The organism is Pseudomonas fluorescens (genome assembly GCF_004683905.1).
Taxonomy (GTDB): domain Bacteria; phylum Pseudomonadota; class Gammaproteobacteria; order Pseudomonadales; family Pseudomonadaceae; genus Aquipseudomonas; species Aquipseudomonas putida_A.
Genome location: NZ_CP038438.1, coordinates 2,825,112 through 2,843,486, shown reverse-complemented (window position 1 = coordinate 2,843,486; position 18,375 = coordinate 2,825,112). Strand labels below are relative to the sequence as shown.

Here is an 18,375-nt window from a genome sequence, read left to right as displayed (position 1 = left end):
AGCAAAAAACCTCTAACGAGCCTCTACTCCGCTAGCTGGGAGGATTAAAGCCGTCTTTATCGCTTTCCATTGGCACTTCCGCATGAACGCCGGAATATTCAAACGAATGCCAAGGAAAAACGGATGCCCAGAAGCCGGCAGACTCGTCGTCAACCTCCAACTGCACATGGGTATAACCCTTAGACAATCTTCTTGATCGCCATTTGTAGACCGCTTTTTTGGCAATGTCGCGACATCTGAAGTTTGAAAATATGAATAACCTGAAAACCTCCAACGTCGGCCATTTCCTTTCAACTAAGTACCCAGCCGTCTCTCCGTCGGCGAGGATTTCGAAGCAAACCTCGCCAAACTTCGACGATGCTCCTGCTCCACCAATTACCTGTGGCAGCTTGTTGTCAGGATCTGCATAACGCTTCTCTTCAAGCTCTCGCAGCTTCGCCTCATCCGCTACGACAACAGTTACATGACGAGCAGGGCCTTTATCCTTTGTACACATAAATTCCCTCCTATTATTCAGGAAACTGTCCCCCGAATCTGTCCAAACATCCAGCATGGATGGAAAGACAGTGGCGCGATTGGATCCATTAATAGTAGCTTTATGATGGCATGCAAGTTTTCATCCATTCACTTGTGCAGTATTGTTTGGTGGATTTGATTCAAGGAGCAATAAATGGAGGGCCTTTCTGCCGAGGTGATACCAGTTCTGCAGCAGCTAATGCCTGGCTTCCTGGCGATGATCGTTTTCTATTGGTTCGCAGAGATTCCGAAGCCGGCATATTTTGAAAAGATTCTACAAGCACTCATCAGCACGGCAATTATCCAAGTTTTCGTTTCCGCAACCGAGAGCTTGTGCTATCTGATTGGTAACTATATAAATTTTGGCGTGTGGAGTGAAGCTTCGACAAGCTGGACCGCTATTGGCTATGCCGCGTTTATGGGCGGGATCCTTGCGTATTTGTGCAATAACGATATTGCATTCTCAATAGCAAGAAAACTGAATCTGACCACTCGCGCCTCCCAGAGCGATGCCATCCATGTTTACAAGCAAATGGCGGCTCATTCGGTGATTATCCACTTTACGGATGGCCGTCGAATGATGGGCTACATTGATGCTTTCCCCAATGACAGGCAAACCGGTATTTATTTAATAAGCAGCCCGCACTGGATCGATGGCGAACACCCGGTGCCGTCGCCCGGCACGCACTCATACATGATCCAAGGAGCAGATGTCCAACGGGTCGAATTTCTGAATTAAGGTGAAAAGCAATGAGCGACAAACGATCTACTGAAGAACTTCTACAGAAAGGCTTGCTGAGAGACTTACATGAAGGCTTCAATCTGACCCCGCCAGGCACAAGGAACGCGCTACCTACCAGCGCACCCAAAGCGCCGCCGCCTCCTCCTGAGAAACCGAAAAATGGCTGAGAATCCCGTCGTCACGGCTGAAGAGCGAGAACTACTTCGAAAGCTTAGGAATGGGGAGGTGACATACTCTCAAGAAAATCATGTGCCGCCAAATGTAATACGTCGTCCCTTGCCGACCGTGGTACCCAAGGCGCCACCTGCGCCCCCTGAAAAACCTAAAGCCTCGTGAGGAGCCTATGACTTCAAAAAAAACCAACGGGCCTACACATGCCCAAGACGGTTTTTCACCTACGAGTGTCCGGCGTCCTTTACCTGTCCTGCCACCCAAGGCTCCACCGCCTCCAAAGAAGCCGTCTTGATAAACAGCCCGCTTTTCGCGGGCTTTCTCTAGCCTGTACGAATCTCCAGTAACGTACTGCTGCCCGCTGATAGTAGCCTCTTGCCCTCGCGCAAAGGATTCCCCAGTCCTTTGCCTGCAAGCCCAAGGACTGGGATTGCGCCAATTTCGGCGCGTTTATGACCTAGGAGGTCAAATGGAACAGCTTTCCCCTTTCGAGCAAGGCGTACTGATGGCGCTGGTATCACTGTCTGCGACCATTCGATCAACACCTGGCTTTGATGGCGCAGCACTCACAAAAGCCGCTCAATACTTTACTGATAACCCTGCGCAAGGCTGCGAGAGCGGTGCGGCGAAAACAGCTTACGAATGGCCGCTGAATATTCTGAAAACAGACCTGGCACAGCTCCAACAAATGCTCAACGCGGACAAGACCCGTAATTAATCTCTAAACTTCCGCTCTTCGTAAGCCGCCAGACCGGTTTGCCGCTGGCGGTTTTTTCTGCTGATTCGATTGCGCTTTTCATCTCTTTCTCCAACGGCTGTGCCGCATCTCATGTGCTTGGTTGTGCATCTTTGTGCCTGAGAATCAGGCGTGTGCGGTCGAGCCATGGCCCGCCGAACACGATGACCTCCGACGGCCTGCCGTACAGGTGGTGCAGCAGAAAAGGGCCGGGGCCGAACGTCGCCGCGTCCTCCCCTGGCAGCGCCGGGTCAGCGCCTAGGAAAATACCGGCATGATTCGGGTATACCGTGTGCCCTACTTCCATCACGATCATGTCGCCGCGCTGTGGCTTGTCGACGCGGTAGAAACCGGCGGCCTCATAGTTGGCCTCGTACAAGCTGATGTTCTCCTTGCTCTCCCACCAGCCATCGGCGCGCTTGAAGGCTTCGAACTCCAGCCCCCATTCGCGCTTGTACCAATCCGCGCAGACCTGCCAGCAGTCCCAGGCACCGTGCACGAATGGCCGCTTGAGCAGCGGCACCTCGCCGGAAGGCATGACGGTGCGCAGATCGCCCTCGGGCCAACTGAGGATGTGCCAAGGCAACGCGGTCGCTTCGCACATGGCCAGGTCGCGAGGCGAAGGCCGGCTGGTGGCATCCGGATGTGAATGCACCACGCCGATCACTTCGCCGACGTCTTCGGCCGCCGCGTATTCCTCCGGATCGATCCGAAATTCCTCGTTCGGCTCGGTTGAAACATTGCAGCACGGGTAGTACTGCTGCTTGCGACCCACGGCCAGCAGCAGCCCGCAGCACTCTTTCGGGTACTCTGCGGCCGCATGTCCCTGGATCGCGTTCAAAATGTGTTTACGCATGTCAGCTCCGTGCGATCAGGGAGACTGCCGGGAAGCCGCCGAACGGCAGCGGGTTGCCCTCGCCGAAGCGCGGGATGCAACCCTTGCCCAGCGTAGCGTCGCATTCGTCTAGTTCTGGGTTGTCGGTGACTACGCCGTCCTTGGTCACGTACGGCCCGGTGTAGCCGCAGCTCGGCCCACGGTAACCACCGGTGAGGCACCAGTGACACAGCGTCGTGGCCTGCCGGCCAATGGACTCATTGCCGACGTCGCCCGGGCTGGCTAGCTCCCAACTGACGTTTTCCCCGTCCTCGTTCGCCTTCTGGTCGATGTACCAGACCTCGATCGTCTCTTGGGTTGGGTCTGCCGTTGGATTGCCGGCCGGGAAGTTCGCCGCGTCGAGGTAGGTGCCCAGCGTATGACGCATGGTCAGCTTGAACTCGAGCAGATCCTCGAACGCCAGACAGAGCGCGGTGATGCGCCCGTTGACGTTGCCCACCGATAAAGTGGGCCGAACCGCTGTGCCGTCGCCATTCGCCTCGATGCCGTCGATCTGCATCGGCCAGGCGCTGTACTCGCTGCCCTGCCAGTAGATCGCTTTCGCCGGCAGCTGGTCTGCGTTGTCGCCGGCGGCGATCAGCTCGGCCGCCGTGTGCGGGATCGCGTGCCCGTGGAAGCGCAGCACGTCCGCCCCATAGTCCGTGCCGTCCAATTCAAAGAGCAGCACTTCGCTGCCAGGCTCAAGCAACTGGATGTCACTGATCAGCGGCATGATTGCCCCTTATGGTTGGAATGCCCGCTCGAACGTGGCGGTGAGTTTAAAGACCCCGCCGCCCATTGGTGTGGGAGCGGGATTTTTACAGGTGAACAGCCCGAGCTCGCCGAGCGGTGTTGTCCAGAGAAACGCCTTGGCCCCGGCGTGCCGGTCGAGGAACTTCATGATCTCCAGCACCGTGGCCTTTTGGCCGACGCAGGTAACCGGGTAGGAGTCCTCTTTGTTGTTCGGGCCGTCGCCGACGTTCTGCTCGTAGCCATTGCCAAACCTCGAGGTGCGCACCCGATAAGTGATATCGGGCGTTTCCCCTCGCTCGGTCGGCCAAGTGAATTTCTCGATGGCCATCAGGCCCTCCCATTTGCATTTCGGAAGCTGGTGCCGCCCGCGCGCCAAGAGTCAGCGACGGCTTTCTCGGCCACGGCCTGCATTTGCGATTGCAGGTTTCTCGACAGTGCCTGCTGGTCAATCTGCATCCCTTCGGAGCCTCGGTCCTGTGTCACCACCGTGACCGGTGCGTTGATGCTGATCGCAGTCCCGGAGCCACCGCCGGCAGCGAGAACACCCAGCTTGCCGCTGGAGGTCCGGGTCAGCGGCATGATTGCCTCTGGCCCCGCCTCCCCCATAACTCCCGCCCGGCCGCCGGCCATCCCGAAGGCAGTCGGCGTACTGACGATGCTGTTGGTAAAGGCGCCGCCATTGGCGAACATCTGCACACCCGATGACCAGGCACCACCGAGCGCCTGCGGGAAGTAGTTGCTGGAATAACCAGCCGAGGACGCGCCGAGATTCGACGACGTTGCACCTACTGATCCCGCCGCGAGCCCATTACCGCCCCCACCGCCCGCGAAGTAACTGGTGGCCGCGCCGACGAGACTGCTCAGCAACGCCGAGCTGGCTTGACGGGTCGCGATCCGCGCCATATCCGCCAGAATCGACTTGGTGAAGTCAGCAAACGACAGCTTCCCGGTCATGGCGAAGTTGACGACTGCGTCTTCCATCGAGCTGAAGGCGTTGCCGAACAGGGTTTTCGTCTGACCGGCAATATTGCTCGCCGAGTCCAAGTAGTTGGCCCAAGCCGATGTCGCACCCTTGGTCCAATCAGCCTGCGCCGCCTCCACATCCGCGTAGTTTTGGCGGATCTGGTCCGTGGCGGCCTTGTTCGCATCGGCGAGAGCCTGCGATTTTCGGGCGAACTCCTCCTCCGACATATTCCGCGATGGATCGGACTTCTGATCTGCGAGCTCCAGAGCTTGCTGTGCGAACCGGTCTTGCTGGCTGTTCAGCTCGCTGTTGAGAGCGTTCTGACGATCGCCTTGGCCGACGCCGAGAACGGCGCGCTGGCCCGCCAATTCCAGAGCCCTCTGTTGCTGGGCCAAGGCTTGGACGTAGGTCGTGATCGACCGCTCTTGTCGAGAGAGGCGACCGGTTTCGTTCGTGGCCAGAACCTCAAGCTGGCTGTCCGCCTCTTTCTGCGCCTTGACCATCCCCGCTCGCGCATCGGCGATCTTCTGGTCGAGTTGGATGCTTTGCGCAGCAGAGGTGGTTTTTTTCGCCTTGGCGGCCTCCAGCGCTGCAATCTCAGCCTCGTAGGCTGCTGTCACCTCGTCGCGCTCATTGCCGATCAGCGCTTCGCGTTTAAGGGCGTAGTCGGCTTGCGAAACGAGCCCAGCCTTCTGCGCCGCGTCCAGCTCCTTCTGGGCGTTTTTGTACTCTTCGCTGATGGCTGTCAGGTTGTTCTTGGCATTGTTGAAGCCGGTCAAATCAACCTGAGTTCCGGCAGCCTTAGGATCCTTGAATTGGTCGTTGATGTTCGCCAGGTTCTTGTCGATCGCGGCCTGATTCAGGCGAGGGTCGTTGGGCGCGACCTTGCGGATATCTTCGAGCTGCCGCTTGTACTCCTTGATCGCCTCGGTGCGCTTCTGTTCATTCGTCCACGCCGACTTGGTGAGTGCGTCGATCTTGCCCATGGCGGTAACAGCTTCGCCTTGGGCTTTTGCCTGTTCCCCTTCCCATTTGGCGATATCGGCTTTAGCTGCTTTTTGATCTTCAAGCATGTTGAGACGATTCTGGTAGAGATCGATCATCTCCTGCTTGTTCTGGAACAGACCAACATTGCCTGACTGGGCCGATTCCAGATTACGCCGAGCCTGCTCGATATCGGCGTTGATATCCGGCCGGCCAAGGTTCTTCAAGTTGTCCGCCGCACGCGCAACGGCGTTGTAACCTTTCTCCCAGAAACTCAGGTTCTCCAGAATTCGTGGGGTTCGCTCGTTGATCGCGTCGGCATACTGCTCGGTCGCCAGTTTCACGGCGCCGGCGTGGTCGCCCTGCTTCTCCAGCGCGGCGATCTGCGAGTAAACCGACGCGGTCAGGTAGTGGTATTGCTCATTCAGCGCAGCAGACGCCTTGACCGGGTCGTCGGCGAGCTTGGTGAACTCCGCCACTGTCTCGCTTACGGCCTTGCCAGTTGCCTCCTGCATCGACACGGCAGCCTGGGTGATTCCGGTGAAGCTCTCGCCGGCGATCTTGCCGTTGTCGGCCAGCAGAGCGAGCACGGCTGCGGCTTGGCCAGTGGTGCCAACGGTTGCGCTGACCTGACGCGCCATGTCGCCCAGCTGCCCGGCGCTCACACCGGCGTAGTTACCGGTTAGGATCAACGCTTTGTTGTAGCTGTCCTGTTCCTCGCTCCCCTTATAGAAAGCGTACGCCAGACCGCCTACGGCGGCGGTGGCCAGCGCGAGCGGGCCGAGAATGGCGAGCAGTCCCGCTGCGCCCGCGCCTGCACCGGCGCCCAATTGCGCAACCGCACGTACGCCACTTCCCCAGTCTCCCGAGGACAGCGCATTCCCCAGTTGCACGACGTTTTCCTGCGCCTGGCGGGTGCCGAGGCGCAGCTTGTCGAAACCGGTGGTGGTTTTGTTGAGCTTGTCGTAGTCCTTGTCGATCTTGCTCAGGGCGGTGTTGTACTCGTCCTGGCTGATCCGGCCGGCATCCAGATGCTTGCCCAGTTGCTCGACCTGGGTGTCCAGCTTCGCCAGTGCGGCGCGGGCCGGGTCAATGGCGCCCAGCAGGCTGTTCAGCGCCTTCTGCTCATCCATGGCCGACTTGGCCAGCGCTACCTGCTGCTTGTCGAGCTGTGCCGAGATCTTCGCGGCCTCAGCCTCGCCATAGGCGCCGGTTTTGGTGAGCTTCGCCAAAGCATCGCGCTGTTTGGCCAGGTCCTGCGTGGTCTTGGCACTGGTAGAAAGCGATTTCTCCAGCGCCTGCATTTCGTTCATCAGCGAAACGGCGGACTGCTCGGCCCGGCCGCCGGCCTTCGCCATTTCATCAAGGCTCGTTTTGGCCTCGATTGCATCGGCCGAGTCGATCTTGACGCCGAGCTCTGCAATGTTCATCGACTCACCTTGAATGAGTGCCCGTAACTACGGGCTGTATTCCCTTTCCTCCGCCATGACGCGCAGGGCTTCGCTTTCCAGCACCTGCAGGTCAGGAAAGATTTCAGCGAGTTTCTTTTTCTTGATGCCGAGGAAGCCGGCTACGTCGCGAATGCAGTTGTAATCGAGGCCGATCGGGCCACCGGTGCCGACCCGCCACTGCGTGGACATTCGGTTGAACAGGAGAAAGGCCGACCAGTTGCATGGCCAGACCTCTACATCGTCACCCGACAAATCGGCAGCCGTCAGCCCGAGGATTGCCAACTGCTCAGCAGATGGCCCGCTTTCGTACAACGCTGCGGCTGCTGCCCTCAGTTTCCCAGCCGGGCCTGATTGAATGCGCTCTGGTAGGCATTCACTACCGCTTCGGCAGTACCTTGGCATGACTTCACAAGGGCAAGGATGCTCTTGTCGTCGAACTTGTCATCGAAGCCCCAGCCCGCGACCAGGTCCTTGACCTGCTGCACCTGATATTCGGTTTCGGCAGCAACGACATCTGACAATGTGGTGCCTTCCCCGAACCCATCGCGCATTTCCTTCGCCTTCCTGTTCCACTCGTCGAACAGCGCGGCGAGTGCCGGGCGATCGCGATACTTGAAGGTGAACTCGATTGCCTCGGGCTCACACCCAACGATTGGAATGTGCACGTTGGCTTTGAACGTAGGGTTCTGAGCGATCCTGATCTTTGCCATGGGAAATCCTTATGCGCCGGCCAAGTAACGGAGCGAACGAGCAGAAAGCCCGATGCTGATGGTGCGCGTCATGACGTTGTTGCGCTCCATGGTCGGATCTGGAGTGATGCTCACATAACCCGGATAGAGGATCTGATCGCCATTGCGCAACTTCATGCGCACGACGGCAAGTTCCTTGGTGTCATCGAAGCCTTCGACAGTCTCGACGTATTGAGCGGTCGGCTGATCCTCCACCACGATGGTGATCGTGGTTGGGTTGCGGTTGGTTGGAAACTGCTTGTCATCGTCATCTTCCAGGTAGCCGACAGTTTGGTATTGCTGCTCGCCGCCGGAGGATGTGAAAGAAGTGACTTTCGAGATTTGCGTCCATCCGGACACCGGGATCACGGAACCGGCCCCTGCTCCGACGGTGAACTTGTCGGTGTTGGTGGTATTGAGTCCGGCCAGCGCAAATGCATCAACGGTAACGCCGGACGCCTTTACTGCACGGTCATTGATCAACGCCCAGCCGGAGTTGATCAGCAAAACGTCGCCATTTTCGATGCTGTGGCCTACGGAAGCAGCGACTGGCGGTTTCGCATTGGTCAGCGCGGTGAAAGCGACGGCGGATCCCATAACGCTGGCGATCTCCAGCACAGCGCCGTTCGGCAGCGGAAAGCGTGCGGCCATGGTGTGTTTCCTCTTGAATGCCCGCCTGACGGCGGTAGGTTATGCCCCAGCGGGCGGTTGGTCTGCGACACCTGCGTAGGTGAAGCTGGCCGGGACCGTATAGGTCGCGGACTCAGTGATAGTTGGCCCCTGATCTACGGGCTCAGTGATGAGGCCATCGAACCCGTTGCGGGCCAGTGGCGTGTCTGCGCGAAAGAGCTGTGTCAGCTCTTCAACAAGCGTCTCTGCGATGGCCATGGCCTGGGCAGATGGACAGACGATGCTGATCTGATAGACGCCGGTGTACTCGTAGGCGTCCCCACCGAGGTAACGGCAGGTGGTGCTAGCTGGTAGCTGGAAAGCTCGGAGGTAGGTTTCAGATGGATTTGGCGTGAATGGCTGATTTGAATAGGCCACTCGTATTGGACGCGCAGCCGACCATGCGGCCAGCTTCGTTTCGATGGCCTGACGGGCGCGTGCGTGACTCATACCTGATTGTTCCTGATGGCCTCCTGCACGATCTGCTGGAAGCGAGCCACGGTTACCCGGACCATGCCGCTCGGGGCCTGGGTCGAATGACCGAACTCCAGCGGAATCGCGTAGGGCAAGTTGTTTATGATGTAGGCCATCTGGCCGGCGGTGAAGTCGCTCATTGCTGCCACCAGCGCCGCAGTAGTCTCGGCACCGCTCGGGTCAACCTCGTCGAAGGTGACGCTCTCGACCACGCCGAGGGAAATATGCCAGTTCGCGCGGAAGCGACCACCGACATAGCCTTTCGGTGCGACGATGTCCATGCCGTCGTTGAGCTTGCGACCTTTCTTGAGCCTGCCGCCTTTAGTGAGGTTGGCCGGATCGCTGCGCAGCGCAGCGTTGTGCTCGTCGACGGCCTTTTTGTACTGGGTCGCAACAACGTTCTGCGTCCAGATCTCCGGGTTGCCTACCGGTGACATACGGATAAGGCTGCTGCCGACCTCAATGATGATCTCGCGCACACTCGCGTCGATGGCTTCGCTGGTCTGCGCGGCGAAATCGGCTAGGCTCAGGGCGAAGCTGCCGGATTGGCTAGAAAGCCTGGATGACATAGCATCTTCTCGCTTAATAAAACTGTCATTCAGTTCACGAACTGAACAATTGAGTCGCTGAAACTCTCAAGCCCGCGAAGCCAGGGTTTTCTAACAAGGAATTCATTATGAAAATAATTGGAATTGCAATCGCCACCTTGATGCTCATGCCCGCATTCGCGTATAGCGCTCCTCCCGAAGCGATTAGCGCCATGAGAGAGCAGATCGAAGCCAGATACCCCGATAATTTCTCTATGCAAAAAGTGCTTCTCAGCGACCAAATTAGCTCGTATGACTTCCTTGAGAAATACAACCCAAGCACGCTACCTGCTGGACTATTGGAGAAAATAAAGCGTCCAATCGAAGCAAGATACCCCAGCAATTATTCGATGCAGAAAACGCTCATCGTTGATCAGGTTGAGAGCTATGAATTTCTCAAAACCTACAAACCCGACGGAATGCCCGCAGAGACTTTGAGCAGAACTTCAACAAAAATTGCTGCCCGATACCCTTATAACTTTTCCATGCAAAAGACTTTAATCGTGGATCAAGTCCAATCCTATATTGAGCTACACGGGCAGTAACTAAGCACTAAATTGCTCACACTCTTAGCTGAGCGGTCCACGTCGCGTCAGCAGGATCGGCAGACACATTCATCACGCGCATGCCGTTGACGATATCGCCGATGGCCGGCGCGGCAGGCACCGCAGTCGGCACGCCAACCTCCGAAACGAACAGCTCGTTTTGCAGCAACAGTAGCTTCTTGTCGGTGGTTTGGATCAGTGAGCCGTCGATTTCCTTGGACAAATAGCTACCCAAGACACCTCGCCCCATGTACATGACGGTGGTCTCCGGCGTCTCGCCGCCCAAGTCGGGGTCATACTCACCGGGAACCATCCGCACGCCCACCAGCGGCTGGACCGCGTCAGCCAGGCCGTCGGGATCATCGAACGCCTCAGCCAATTCAGCCTGAATCTCTTCGCGCATACCCATGATCAGATCCTTTTCAGCATCATCACGCCGGAGCGCTTGATCCAAGGCTCCAGCAGCGCCAGAGCGAAGTTCACACCCGCCGACTGATCAGTAGATCCGGCCACGTAGGTCTTGCTCACGGACGTGCCGGACTGAGCCGATACCGTCTTGCTTTGCACTTCCTTCTGAGTGGCCGTGTACAACTTGCCCGCCGCCGCTTCTTTGGCGACCTGGGCGCCGGCTGTTTTGATCTCGGCCGGAACCGGATCGGGAACAACCCGCTTGATCTTGGCCGTGAGCCAGGCGTTGGCCATGGTCACAGCAAGGACCGGATCACCGGTGCCGGCCCAGCCAGGACCCAGCGAAGCGTCAACATCGGCAACGGTGATGAAGTCGGTCATGTGCATGTCCTTATTCGGCTGGCACCAGAGCCTGCAGGTCTTCTTTCTTGGCAGCTGCGTCGAAGGTGATGCCCTTCGCCGTCAGCCACTCTTTCAGCTCGGGGACCTTCATTTTCAGAGGGTCAGTTTCGGTGTTTTCTGGCTCCTTACCGTCCGAAACTTTGATACCGGCCGCTTCGTATGCATCGTAAATTTCAGGCGCATCGCCCTCGATGACCACCTCAGTAGCAGTGCCAATGACGCCGAAGAACTCGCTCAGCAGGCGGTAGCATACGCCGCGCTCTTTGCCCGGCTTGTCCGTGTAGATCACTTTCATGAGTCACCTCAAAAGCATCCCGGCGCCATACGGGCGCCAGGTTGTATGGGCCGGATTACGGCGTGGTGGTACCGCTGATCACAGCGGCAAATGGGACCTGCTTGCGGCTGAACACACGCTGCCAGTTGGCGGCAGCGGCGTACTGGGTCGCGGTCGGGCTGAGGTTCTGAGCCTCGGAACCCTTCCAGCTGAAGCCGGCAGGTTGGAGGATGTAAGTCTTCCGCTCCCACAGCACTTCCGCACCGCCGCCGTTGCCGCCGCCCGGCTTACGCTCCAGCTCGACCGGCACCTTCGGAGCACCTTCGCCGTAGCCGAAAGCGCCCTGGCCGAAGAACACAGACAGGTACTTGCCAGCGCCATAGATCAGGCCGTCATCCATAAAAACAGGTTTGCCCAGGTAGGTGGCAAGGATGATCTTGCCGTCGGAGTCGCGCAGGTACTCGATCAGGTCTTGCTTGACCATCTGGTTCATCACCACCGAGTGCACACCGATCGCGCCGAACTGATCAGCAGCGTCGCCCGCCGTGAACGCGGCGTCTTGGAAGGCATTGGCGTTGATGGTCGCGCCCGCATCGATGACCATGTCACCGCCGTTATTGGCGATGTTCGAGGCGATGATGCCGCGAGCGGCACCCAGGGTGTAGCGCTGCCACTGACGAGTCCAGTAGGTGCCGAAGCGGTTACGGATCTGCTGCTGTGGCTCGGTGTTGGCCAGCTCGGCAGTCAGATCGGTTACGCCGTAACCTTTGTTGAGGTACAGGACGCGGGCACGCATGCTGTCCTGCTCGACCTTACCGACTTCGCCTTGATCGTTCGGATCATCGTTGCTGAGGTTCGGGGCCTCATCGGCGTTGAGATCCTGCCAGTAGCTGATCTCGGCGGTGCCTTGACTGCCGGAGGCGATCGCATCCAGCACAGGCGAACGAGTCACGATGCCCGACTCGTAAACAGCAGTCTTTTCCGGGCCGTTAACCGGTGCCAGCGAGGCGTAGTAGTCGCCGACGAAGATGTCGGTCAGTTGGGTAGTTGCCATGGATTAGGTTCCTTTGGTGGCCTGGAGTTTTTTGAATGCGTCGGGGTTGTCCCGGGCCAGCGCGGCGCGCTCCTGCTCGGTGTACTCGCCCCATTTCTTCGTGGCCTTGCCACCTTGATCGCCGGTCGGACCGGCACCCTGAGCCCTTGGCCACAGGTGTGTTGCTGTTTCACGCAGCGATTCCGCCCATTCGAGCGGCGACAGCGGGGTTTTCCCGTCCTTCCCGTAAACGACCTCGCCGTCACGGTCGGTGGCAATTGCCTCGCCGTCTTCACTGAGTTTGAAAGTGCCCCGGGCGCGCAAGATGATGTCCTCGGCAGCCTCGGGGAGCGCGCCGGCCTTGATCGCTGCAGCGCGGATGGAATCGGCCAGCACCTTGTCGCTGTACTTGGCAGCGAATGCTTCGGCCTTGTCGGCACGCTCGTTGGCGGCTTTGATCTGTTTATCTGAATCGGTGCGCAGGCGTTCGGTGCGGCGATTGATCACCTCGTCGATCTTGCCCTCGGCGATCAGCTTCGTTTCTTCGTCCTGACCCACCTTGGCGAGCAAGCCCTTCACCGCGTCGAGATCCAGGCCTTCGAATTGACCTTTCAGCTTGTCCAATTCGGTCTTGATGGTTCGATTGGAGCCCAGCAATTCCTGATTCTTGGACTTGAGCCCGTTTACTTCCTTGTCCAGATACTCCTGAACCTTTCCGCCAAGCGCCTCTTGGAGGGCTGCGGTTTGAGTTGCGTCGAGGGTGAGGCCAGCGGCGGCCGGGTCAAATTCAAATGGCATGGGTATCCCCTGGGGATTGGTTGGCCCGCCTGACGGGCATAAAAAAACCCCGGCATGGCCGAGGTTTTGTGTGGTTTTTACAAATTTATCGTATGACTTTGAAATGCATCAGCCATCCGCTGGGATTTACACCCATCTGATCTGGAACAATTGCCGAGGCCCATGGATAAGCTAGGTGAAGTCTAGGTATTGCCAAGGCGATGATTTCGTTCTTCATGCTGGCAGTTACATCATCAGGTTCGATTTCTTTGAAATCGAGGATCGCGAAAATGAATTGTGAGCCTGAATCGTGCTCCGGATCAGGTTTTTCAGGAAGCTGTGTATCGAGGTATTCCTTGGCTGTTTTTGACACTTCTCGAACTCCATTTGGGGAAGCTGGACTGTGCCACCTGACAACTCTTGGCGATACTGTGATGTGACGAACTAACTCACCTCGGTACGACCGTCAAACCACGCGTCACTAGGTAATCCGCAAACTGCGTCCTGCTCGGGGCATATGGCGGCGGGCGCATGCGCAATCCGGGCGTATCGCGGTTCAACCGTGTGCGCCGGCCGTTTGGTTCAGCGCAGTGAGTCGGCTCCTCGATCTTAAACCCCTGCTCGGCGGCGTATAACTCAACTGCCAGCCGTACTTGGCCCCACTCAAGCTCAAAGGGCACGAATGTCTCTGAGAGAGTCTGATATTCGATCTTGCAGTCATGTCGCGGCCAGGCCATAGCCTGCTTGGGATTGGCCTTGCTGCCCTTCCATTGACGAGCGTTGATATCGGCTGCGGCGCGCAGCAGCAGTTCGACCTGATCGGCCTCAGTTGCAGGGATCCTGAACCCGTAGTAGTCGCGGTAGAAGGTCAGCTTCTCCAGAGGCACGAAGCTATTAGCGTCCGGCCTGCCCTTCCCGTCCTCAACGATGATCTGCATGTGCCATCTCAACTTGGTTGAGCGCCGAGTGTAACGCCTGCTCGGGTGAACATGTCGGGTTCGGCTTCCTTAAGCTGCGCCAGGGTCAGCGGCTTAAACGACTTGTCGAGCTGCAGCTTGGCGAACTTCTCCGGCGTCAGCCCTCCATCGCGGAACAACTTGCCCCGGACCGGCCCGAGGGCATGATCCTGGAAGCTCGCCGGCTGCGTTGCCAGCCACTCGTAATAGTTCAGGCTGGCATCAACCTGCGCGCCACCATTGTCGCCCACCGAAGCGCGCGTGGCGTCCTTGGCAAACATCTCCGAAAGCCTGGTGGTCGGCACTGTAGTCGACCGGCAGTTGATGTGCGCCGGCGGCAAAGGCCCCTTGCCCAAATCGAAGCGCATGCCGTCTAGGCCCTTGCACTCCTGTGAGGTCTTGCGGTCGAGCGTCGACACCCAGCGGTAACCCAGCACCACGTCACTGTTGGCCCTCAGCGTTTCCATCCGCGCCGTGGTGGCCACATGCTGGATCGCAGTCTGCACCACGGAGGCGGCGTTGCGATTGCTCACCGCAAGAATGCCGTCCGTGAAGTTTTGCGCCGCGTTACCGCGAATAGCCTGGATGATTTGGGCGTTGGTCTGGCCTTGGCCGAAGCCGAGGCGGATGGTGTTCGTGACCCGCATCGTCTCAGTGCGCGACCAGCCGCTGATGAAGCTCTTCAGCAGCTTGCCGCCGTCGATGCTTTTGACCTGCAGCGGATAGGAGAACACCGCCGCGCGGATCACCGTGTTGGTCGGCACCACCGCGTCGATGGACAGCGCTTTGCTCAGGCTGTTGGCCTCGAAGGTCGACTCGTACAGAGCGATATCGACCAGATCTGTCTGCACCAGATCGCCGTAGGCCTTGTAGATCTCGAGCAGCTTTCCGTCCACACGAGCCAGGAACTGCTCAAGGCGGTCCCGGCTGTAGGTGGTCAGCTCCTTGCGGGTCAACTGCACCCGCACAAGCGTGTCGATCTGGCGAAGGTACTTCTCGAACTTCTTGACCTCGCCGGCCTTAAGCCGCTCCAGCATTACCGAGTGGCGCGTCGTCTGCTCCAGCAGTTGGCTGTCTGCCTGCGCCAGGTTTGTCGTTGGCATCGTCTTTATCCAGGTTGATGCCGGCCGACTCCCGCTCATCGCTGATCAGGTCGGCTTCGTCTTCATATGGGCGATCCGGCAACTTGCCGGTGGTGAGGTACTGCCAGTAGGTGTCAGCGCTGATCGTCCCGGCCATCACGCCCTTCAGCAGCTCGGCGAGCACCTGGGCGTCGACCACCGGGGTCACGAACTCAGGGTTCACCTTGAACTTGACCTGCTTGGGGTCGTAGCCCTTCCACTCAGCTGCATACCGCAGGCCCTGCTCCACCGCCTCTGCCGCCGTGATGACAATGCTATGCAACGTGGCATGCTGATCGTTCTGGCGTGTCTTGCGCGCCTCGCCCGACTCAGTGCCACCCACGTCCATGACCTTGGCGCCTGCTTCAAGCGCCGCGCTCTTCTGGCTATCCATGGCCTTGCGAACAGCCTCAACGCCGGCGCCCTGGAATTCCAAATAGCCACACTTACCATTCGGGCCAAGATCCCATGCCGCCGATGGCCCGGTCACGCTGAGCTCTACGGAGTCATCGAGACCCGATACCCACGGCTGCGGATGGCTGGTTTGGTGCAGCGCGGTGAAGTAGTCGGCACTCAGCTGATACGACTTCAACGCGGCCCGCGCCATGGTCAGCAGTGGCACCTCGTCGACGTCTGGCGAGTTGTCGGTCGAACCGCAGTAGATCACCGGCAGGTAGGGCAGCCCCTTGACCAGACGGTTGTCAGTGCCCGTAGTGCCGAGGGGTTTCTCGTCCTCGACGAGTTCGCCACCCTCATTGCGTACCGAGGTGTAGCAAACGCTGTTCTGCATGAAGAACTCACGGAAAACCGTGTCGCAGTCGTGGCTGTAGCGATCGCCGCCCTTCTTGCGAAACTCGCGGAACACCGAAAGGACCAGATCCTGCCGGCCGCCCCGATCTGCGGTGTCCCAGTTGATGGCGTTGCGCGTGGCATACGTCGAGAGATACGGCTCACCGCGCTCATCAATGTTCACCACCAGCGGCACCCGACCGTGCGAGATAGCCTGGCGCACCATGCGGAAGAACAACTGCTTCAGGCCGAAGCCGTCCGCTGTGGCGTTGTCCTCCAGCCCTTTCAGGCCGGCGGGCAATTCGATCTCCGGGATCAACCGAGACACCAACCCCATCATCGAGCGCAGAGAGTCGCGCACCCAGTGTTCGTACTGAGCGCGGGCCGTGTAGTTCGCGTAAAGGTACTTGTTACCGGCGGCGTCGAGCTTTTCGGCCTCAACCATGCCACTCGGTTTGGGCAGGTTGCGTTCATTGCGCTTGACGGCGCACTCACCCTCAAGCGCGTCATCCATCATCTCCCACTCGGCGATGTGCGCGTCGTAGTCCGGGTTTGTCGATTGCACTGGCATCAGGCCAAGCCTCCAATTCGGCGTGTTCCGCCTGTGCGTTTGATGCACGGCCACTCAACGTCGATGCAATAGCCTATCGCCGTGGTGATGTGCTGGTAGTCGTTCTTCTGGTCTTCCTGAAACGTTGACCCAGCCTGAAGCTGAACCGTGCTCAATCCCTTGTGGCACCAAGGCGCTGTAACAGGGTTGATGAACAGGCTGGTTTCGCCTGACGCGGTCAGGATCTTTGCCCGAACGGCGTTCTGCCGATCCTTGATGGACGGGTGCGCCGGCTTGACCTTGCGCGTGTACGTCCAGCCATTGGCCTTCAGCACGCCCTCAATGTCGGTGTAGTCAGAGGCGTGGCCGTGCTTTTCGCCGGCCTTGCCCGCAGGGTCACCATAGATCAGGACGTGCTTGTTCTTGTGGTCCTTGAATTTGTCCACGAACTCAGCAGCCGACTGCTTCGATACAGCGCTGATCAGCACGATCTCATCCAGCAGATAAAGGTCTTTGCCGTCGTTGCGCCGGACACCGATCGCGGATGACAGAGGTGTGAAGTTCTGGTCGTGCATCCACATCAGTTGCTCGTGCGGCTCAATGGCGGCATTCGTGACGTTCGCTTTGCTGTAGTCCTCGTAGATCCGGCCAGACGCTGTTTCGAACGAGGCTTCAAATTCTTGCTTGAACTGCTTTGCCGACATGGCCCGCTTCATCGCGTCCATCACATCGGGCGGCAGGATCTCGGCCGACTTCCAGTGGAACACCCGGAAGTTCGGATCACTGCCCGACTCAGCCTGCATGCACAGGTCGTAATAGTGGTTCAGACCGTCCGGAACACCGAGCAGCCAGCACCAGGCTCGGTAATCCGGCATGGTTGGGTTGACGGTGTTCAACGCTGGGAGAATGTTGGCCTCCCAGGCATCCGGTTTGATGTCGGCGAATTCGTCGATACCGCCGCCAGTCCAAGGGATGCCTTCGATACGTTGCGGCTTGTCCAACCCGATGACGTGGATCTCGCTACCGTTGTCCAGGTAGATGATCAGGTCAGACTCAGAAGGCCGGCGACTGTGCATGCAGCTCAGCGTGAAAGCCTTGAGGTCATCCCAGAAAATCTTCTTGGCCTGAGCGTGCGTCGGCGCTGCGGCGAAGTACATGCCGGTGTAGGCGGATGCCTGCTTCACCAGGAAGCGCTTGAACCGCTCGGTCTTACCGCTCCGGCGACCTGCAGGAACCAACGGGAAACGAATGCCTTCCGCGACAGCAGCAACCAGTGCGAGCTGCACCGGGTGATCCTTGAGCGGATACCAGCGCGCCAACTGGCGATCAAGCAATAGGTTGCCGGTATTGGCAATCATGAAGGCAGCCTCGCAATCAGATCAGCCAGAAGCTGGGCGTTGGAGTTGCCGCCACCCTTCTCTATCAGCTTGAGTTCGGCTTTGCGCTTCTCGATCTCAAGGACCTTGATCTCTTCATCAAGAGTCTTGTCAGGCTCTATGCGCCGATTGACATACACGTCACCGGTTTCCTTCGCGGCCTGCTCAAGGATCTGCATGGCCAGGCCAATGTTCTTCAGCGACTCTGCCCGCTCAACAAACCGGTTCATGGCTCGCAAGCGGTATGCACGGTTCGCAATCGGGATCTCTGCAGTTTCTTCGCGAAAGCGCTTGCGGGCATCTTCAAACATCGTCACCCAGCGCTTGGCCAGGCCTTTCCCTGATGTCTTTGTGGGATCGTGTGTCTCCACCTGTTGGCGGGTCACCGATATCCCGTATTCCTTTTGGACGGCTTCAACAACCTGTGACGGCGTGTCGAAGCACGCCAAGGCCTGAACAATAAAGGCCTTCACGTCGTTTTGAAGGGCTGCCATA

The 18,375-nt window shown here is 58.5% G+C and carries 24 protein-coding genes; 3 read left to right on the top strand and 21 right to left on the bottom strand.

The features are described from left to right. Positions 1-31: 31 nt before the first annotated feature. The gene (locus E4T63_RS12960) at positions 32-496 is read right to left on the bottom strand and encodes a hypothetical protein (protein WP_135295668.1); all 465 of its coding nucleotides are present in this window, start codon (positions 494-496) and stop codon (positions 32-34) included. 174 nt (positions 497-670) lie between these two features. On the opposite strand from E4T63_RS12960, the gene E4T63_RS12955 reads away from it, so the two are divergent. Further along, positions 671-1,255 (top strand): DUF6338 family protein, encoded by a 585-nt coding sequence (locus E4T63_RS12955; protein WP_135295667.1) that lies wholly within the window; start codon positions 671-673, stop codon positions 1,253-1,255. Between the two features lie 643 nt (positions 1,256-1,898). Continuing rightward, entirely contained in the window at positions 1,899-2,147 is a 249-nt protein-coding gene (locus E4T63_RS12950) for a hypothetical protein (protein WP_135295666.1), read from the top strand. 109 nt (positions 2,148-2,256) lie between these two features. Here the strand turns inward: E4T63_RS12950 and E4T63_RS12945 are convergent, their stop codons facing one another. From E4T63_RS12945 to E4T63_RS12905, 9 genes are read right to left on the bottom strand one after another with little or no spacing between them, the layout of a single operon-like run. Beyond that, positions 2,257-3,021: a C40 family peptidase gene (locus E4T63_RS12945; protein WP_135295665.1), complete on the bottom strand. Its 765-nt coding sequence runs from the start codon at positions 3,019-3,021 to the stop codon at positions 2,257-2,259. 1 nt (position 3,022) lies between these two features. Beyond that, entirely contained in the window at positions 3,023-3,772 is a 750-nt protein-coding gene (locus E4T63_RS12940) for a phage minor tail protein L (protein WP_135295664.1), read from the bottom strand. Positions 3,773-3,781: 9 nt separating this feature from the next. Further along, positions 3,782-4,120 (bottom strand): phage tail protein, encoded by a 339-nt coding sequence (locus E4T63_RS12935; protein WP_135295663.1) that lies wholly within the window; start codon positions 4,118-4,120, stop codon positions 3,782-3,784. Further along, positions 4,120-7,170, bottom strand: a complete 3,051-nt coding sequence (locus E4T63_RS12930) for a phage tail tape measure protein (RefSeq protein WP_135295662.1) — start codon at positions 7,168-7,170, stop codon at positions 4,120-4,122. The genes E4T63_RS12935 and E4T63_RS12930 overlap by 1 nt, the downstream gene beginning before the upstream one ends. 27 nt (positions 7,171-7,197) lie before the next feature. Next, entirely contained in the window at positions 7,198-7,467 is a 270-nt protein-coding gene (locus E4T63_RS12925) for a DUF1799 domain-containing protein (protein ID WP_245223460.1), read from the bottom strand. A gap of 53 nt (positions 7,468-7,520) precedes the next feature. Further along, a complete protein-coding gene (locus E4T63_RS12920; RefSeq protein ID WP_135295660.1) occupies positions 7,521-7,901 on the bottom strand; it encodes a phage tail assembly chaperone in 381 nt (126 codons plus the stop codon). A gap of 9 nt (positions 7,902-7,910) precedes the next feature. After that, on the bottom strand, positions 7,911-8,570 hold the full coding sequence (locus E4T63_RS12915) for a phage tail protein (RefSeq protein WP_135295659.1): 660 nt from the start codon (positions 8,568-8,570) through the stop codon (positions 7,911-7,913). Positions 8,571-8,609: 39 nt separating this feature from the next. Further along, a complete protein-coding gene (locus tag E4T63_RS12910) occupies positions 8,610-9,038 on the bottom strand; it encodes a phage tail terminator-like protein (RefSeq protein ID WP_135295658.1) in 429 nt (142 codons plus the stop codon). After that, positions 9,035-9,631 (bottom strand): hypothetical protein, encoded by a 597-nt coding sequence (locus E4T63_RS12905; RefSeq protein WP_135295657.1) that lies wholly within the window; start codon positions 9,629-9,631, stop codon positions 9,035-9,037. Before E4T63_RS12905 ends, E4T63_RS12910 begins: the two co-directional genes overlap by 4 nt. A 107-nt stretch (positions 9,632-9,738) precedes the next feature. Here E4T63_RS12905 and E4T63_RS12900 point away from each other — a divergent pair, with 107 nt between their 5' ends. Beyond that, positions 9,739-10,194, top strand: a complete 456-nt coding sequence (locus E4T63_RS12900; RefSeq protein ID WP_135295656.1) for a hypothetical protein — start codon at positions 9,739-9,741, stop codon at positions 10,192-10,194. Positions 10,195-10,210: 16 nt separating this feature from the next. Here the strand turns inward: E4T63_RS12900 and E4T63_RS12895 are convergent, their stop codons facing one another. From E4T63_RS12895 to E4T63_RS12845, 11 genes are all read right to left on the bottom strand, one after another. Further along, positions 10,211-10,603, bottom strand: coding sequence for a hypothetical protein (locus E4T63_RS12895; protein ID WP_135295655.1), 393 nt, complete (start codon positions 10,601-10,603; stop codon positions 10,211-10,213). A 2-nt stretch (positions 10,604-10,605) separates the two neighbouring features. Then, positions 10,606-10,983 (bottom strand): hypothetical protein, encoded by a 378-nt coding sequence (locus E4T63_RS12890; protein WP_135295654.1) that lies wholly within the window; start codon positions 10,981-10,983, stop codon positions 10,606-10,608. A 10-nt stretch (positions 10,984-10,993) separates the two neighbouring features. Continuing rightward, positions 10,994-11,299, bottom strand: a complete 306-nt coding sequence (locus E4T63_RS12885; RefSeq protein ID WP_135295653.1) for a HeH/LEM domain-containing protein — start codon at positions 11,297-11,299, stop codon at positions 10,994-10,996. A 55-nt stretch (positions 11,300-11,354) separates the two neighbouring features. After that, on the bottom strand, positions 11,355-12,332 hold the full coding sequence (locus E4T63_RS12880) for a major capsid protein (RefSeq protein WP_135295652.1): 978 nt from the start codon (positions 12,330-12,332) through the stop codon (positions 11,355-11,357). A 3-nt stretch (positions 12,333-12,335) separates the two neighbouring features. Further along, entirely contained in the window at positions 12,336-13,109 is a 774-nt protein-coding gene (locus E4T63_RS12875) for a hypothetical protein (protein ID WP_135295651.1), read from the bottom strand. An 85-nt stretch (positions 13,110-13,194) separates the two neighbouring features. Continuing rightward, the gene (locus E4T63_RS12870) at positions 13,195-13,461 is read right to left on the bottom strand and encodes a hypothetical protein (protein WP_135295650.1); all 267 of its coding nucleotides are present in this window, start codon (positions 13,459-13,461) and stop codon (positions 13,195-13,197) included. Positions 13,462-13,537: 76 nt separating this feature from the next. Beyond that, positions 13,538-14,026 carry a DnaT-like ssDNA-binding protein gene (locus E4T63_RS12865; RefSeq protein ID WP_135295649.1) on the bottom strand — a complete coding sequence of 163 codons (489 nt, stop codon included), beginning with the start codon at positions 14,024-14,026 and terminating at the stop codon, positions 13,538-13,540. Between the two features lie 8 nt (positions 14,027-14,034). Beyond that, entirely contained in the window at positions 14,035-15,147 is a 1,113-nt protein-coding gene (locus E4T63_RS12860) for a minor capsid protein (protein ID WP_209318232.1), read from the bottom strand. Next, complete coding sequence (locus E4T63_RS12855; protein ID WP_135295648.1) at positions 15,065-16,525, bottom strand: DUF4055 domain-containing protein; 1,461 nt, start codon at positions 16,523-16,525, stop codon at positions 15,065-15,067. The genes E4T63_RS12860 and E4T63_RS12855 overlap by 83 nt, the downstream gene beginning before the upstream one ends. Continuing rightward, on the bottom strand, positions 16,525-17,862 hold the full coding sequence (locus tag E4T63_RS12850; RefSeq protein WP_135295647.1) for a terminase large subunit domain-containing protein: 1,338 nt from the start codon (positions 17,860-17,862) through the stop codon (positions 16,525-16,527). Before E4T63_RS12850 ends, E4T63_RS12855 begins: the two co-directional genes overlap by 1 nt. Further along, positions 17,859-18,374 carry a DUF2280 domain-containing protein gene (locus E4T63_RS12845; protein WP_245223443.1) on the bottom strand — a complete coding sequence of 172 codons (516 nt, stop codon included), beginning with the start codon at positions 18,372-18,374 and terminating at the stop codon, positions 17,859-17,861. The genes E4T63_RS12850 and E4T63_RS12845 overlap by 4 nt, the downstream gene beginning before the upstream one ends. Position 18,375 lies beyond the last annotated feature (1 nt).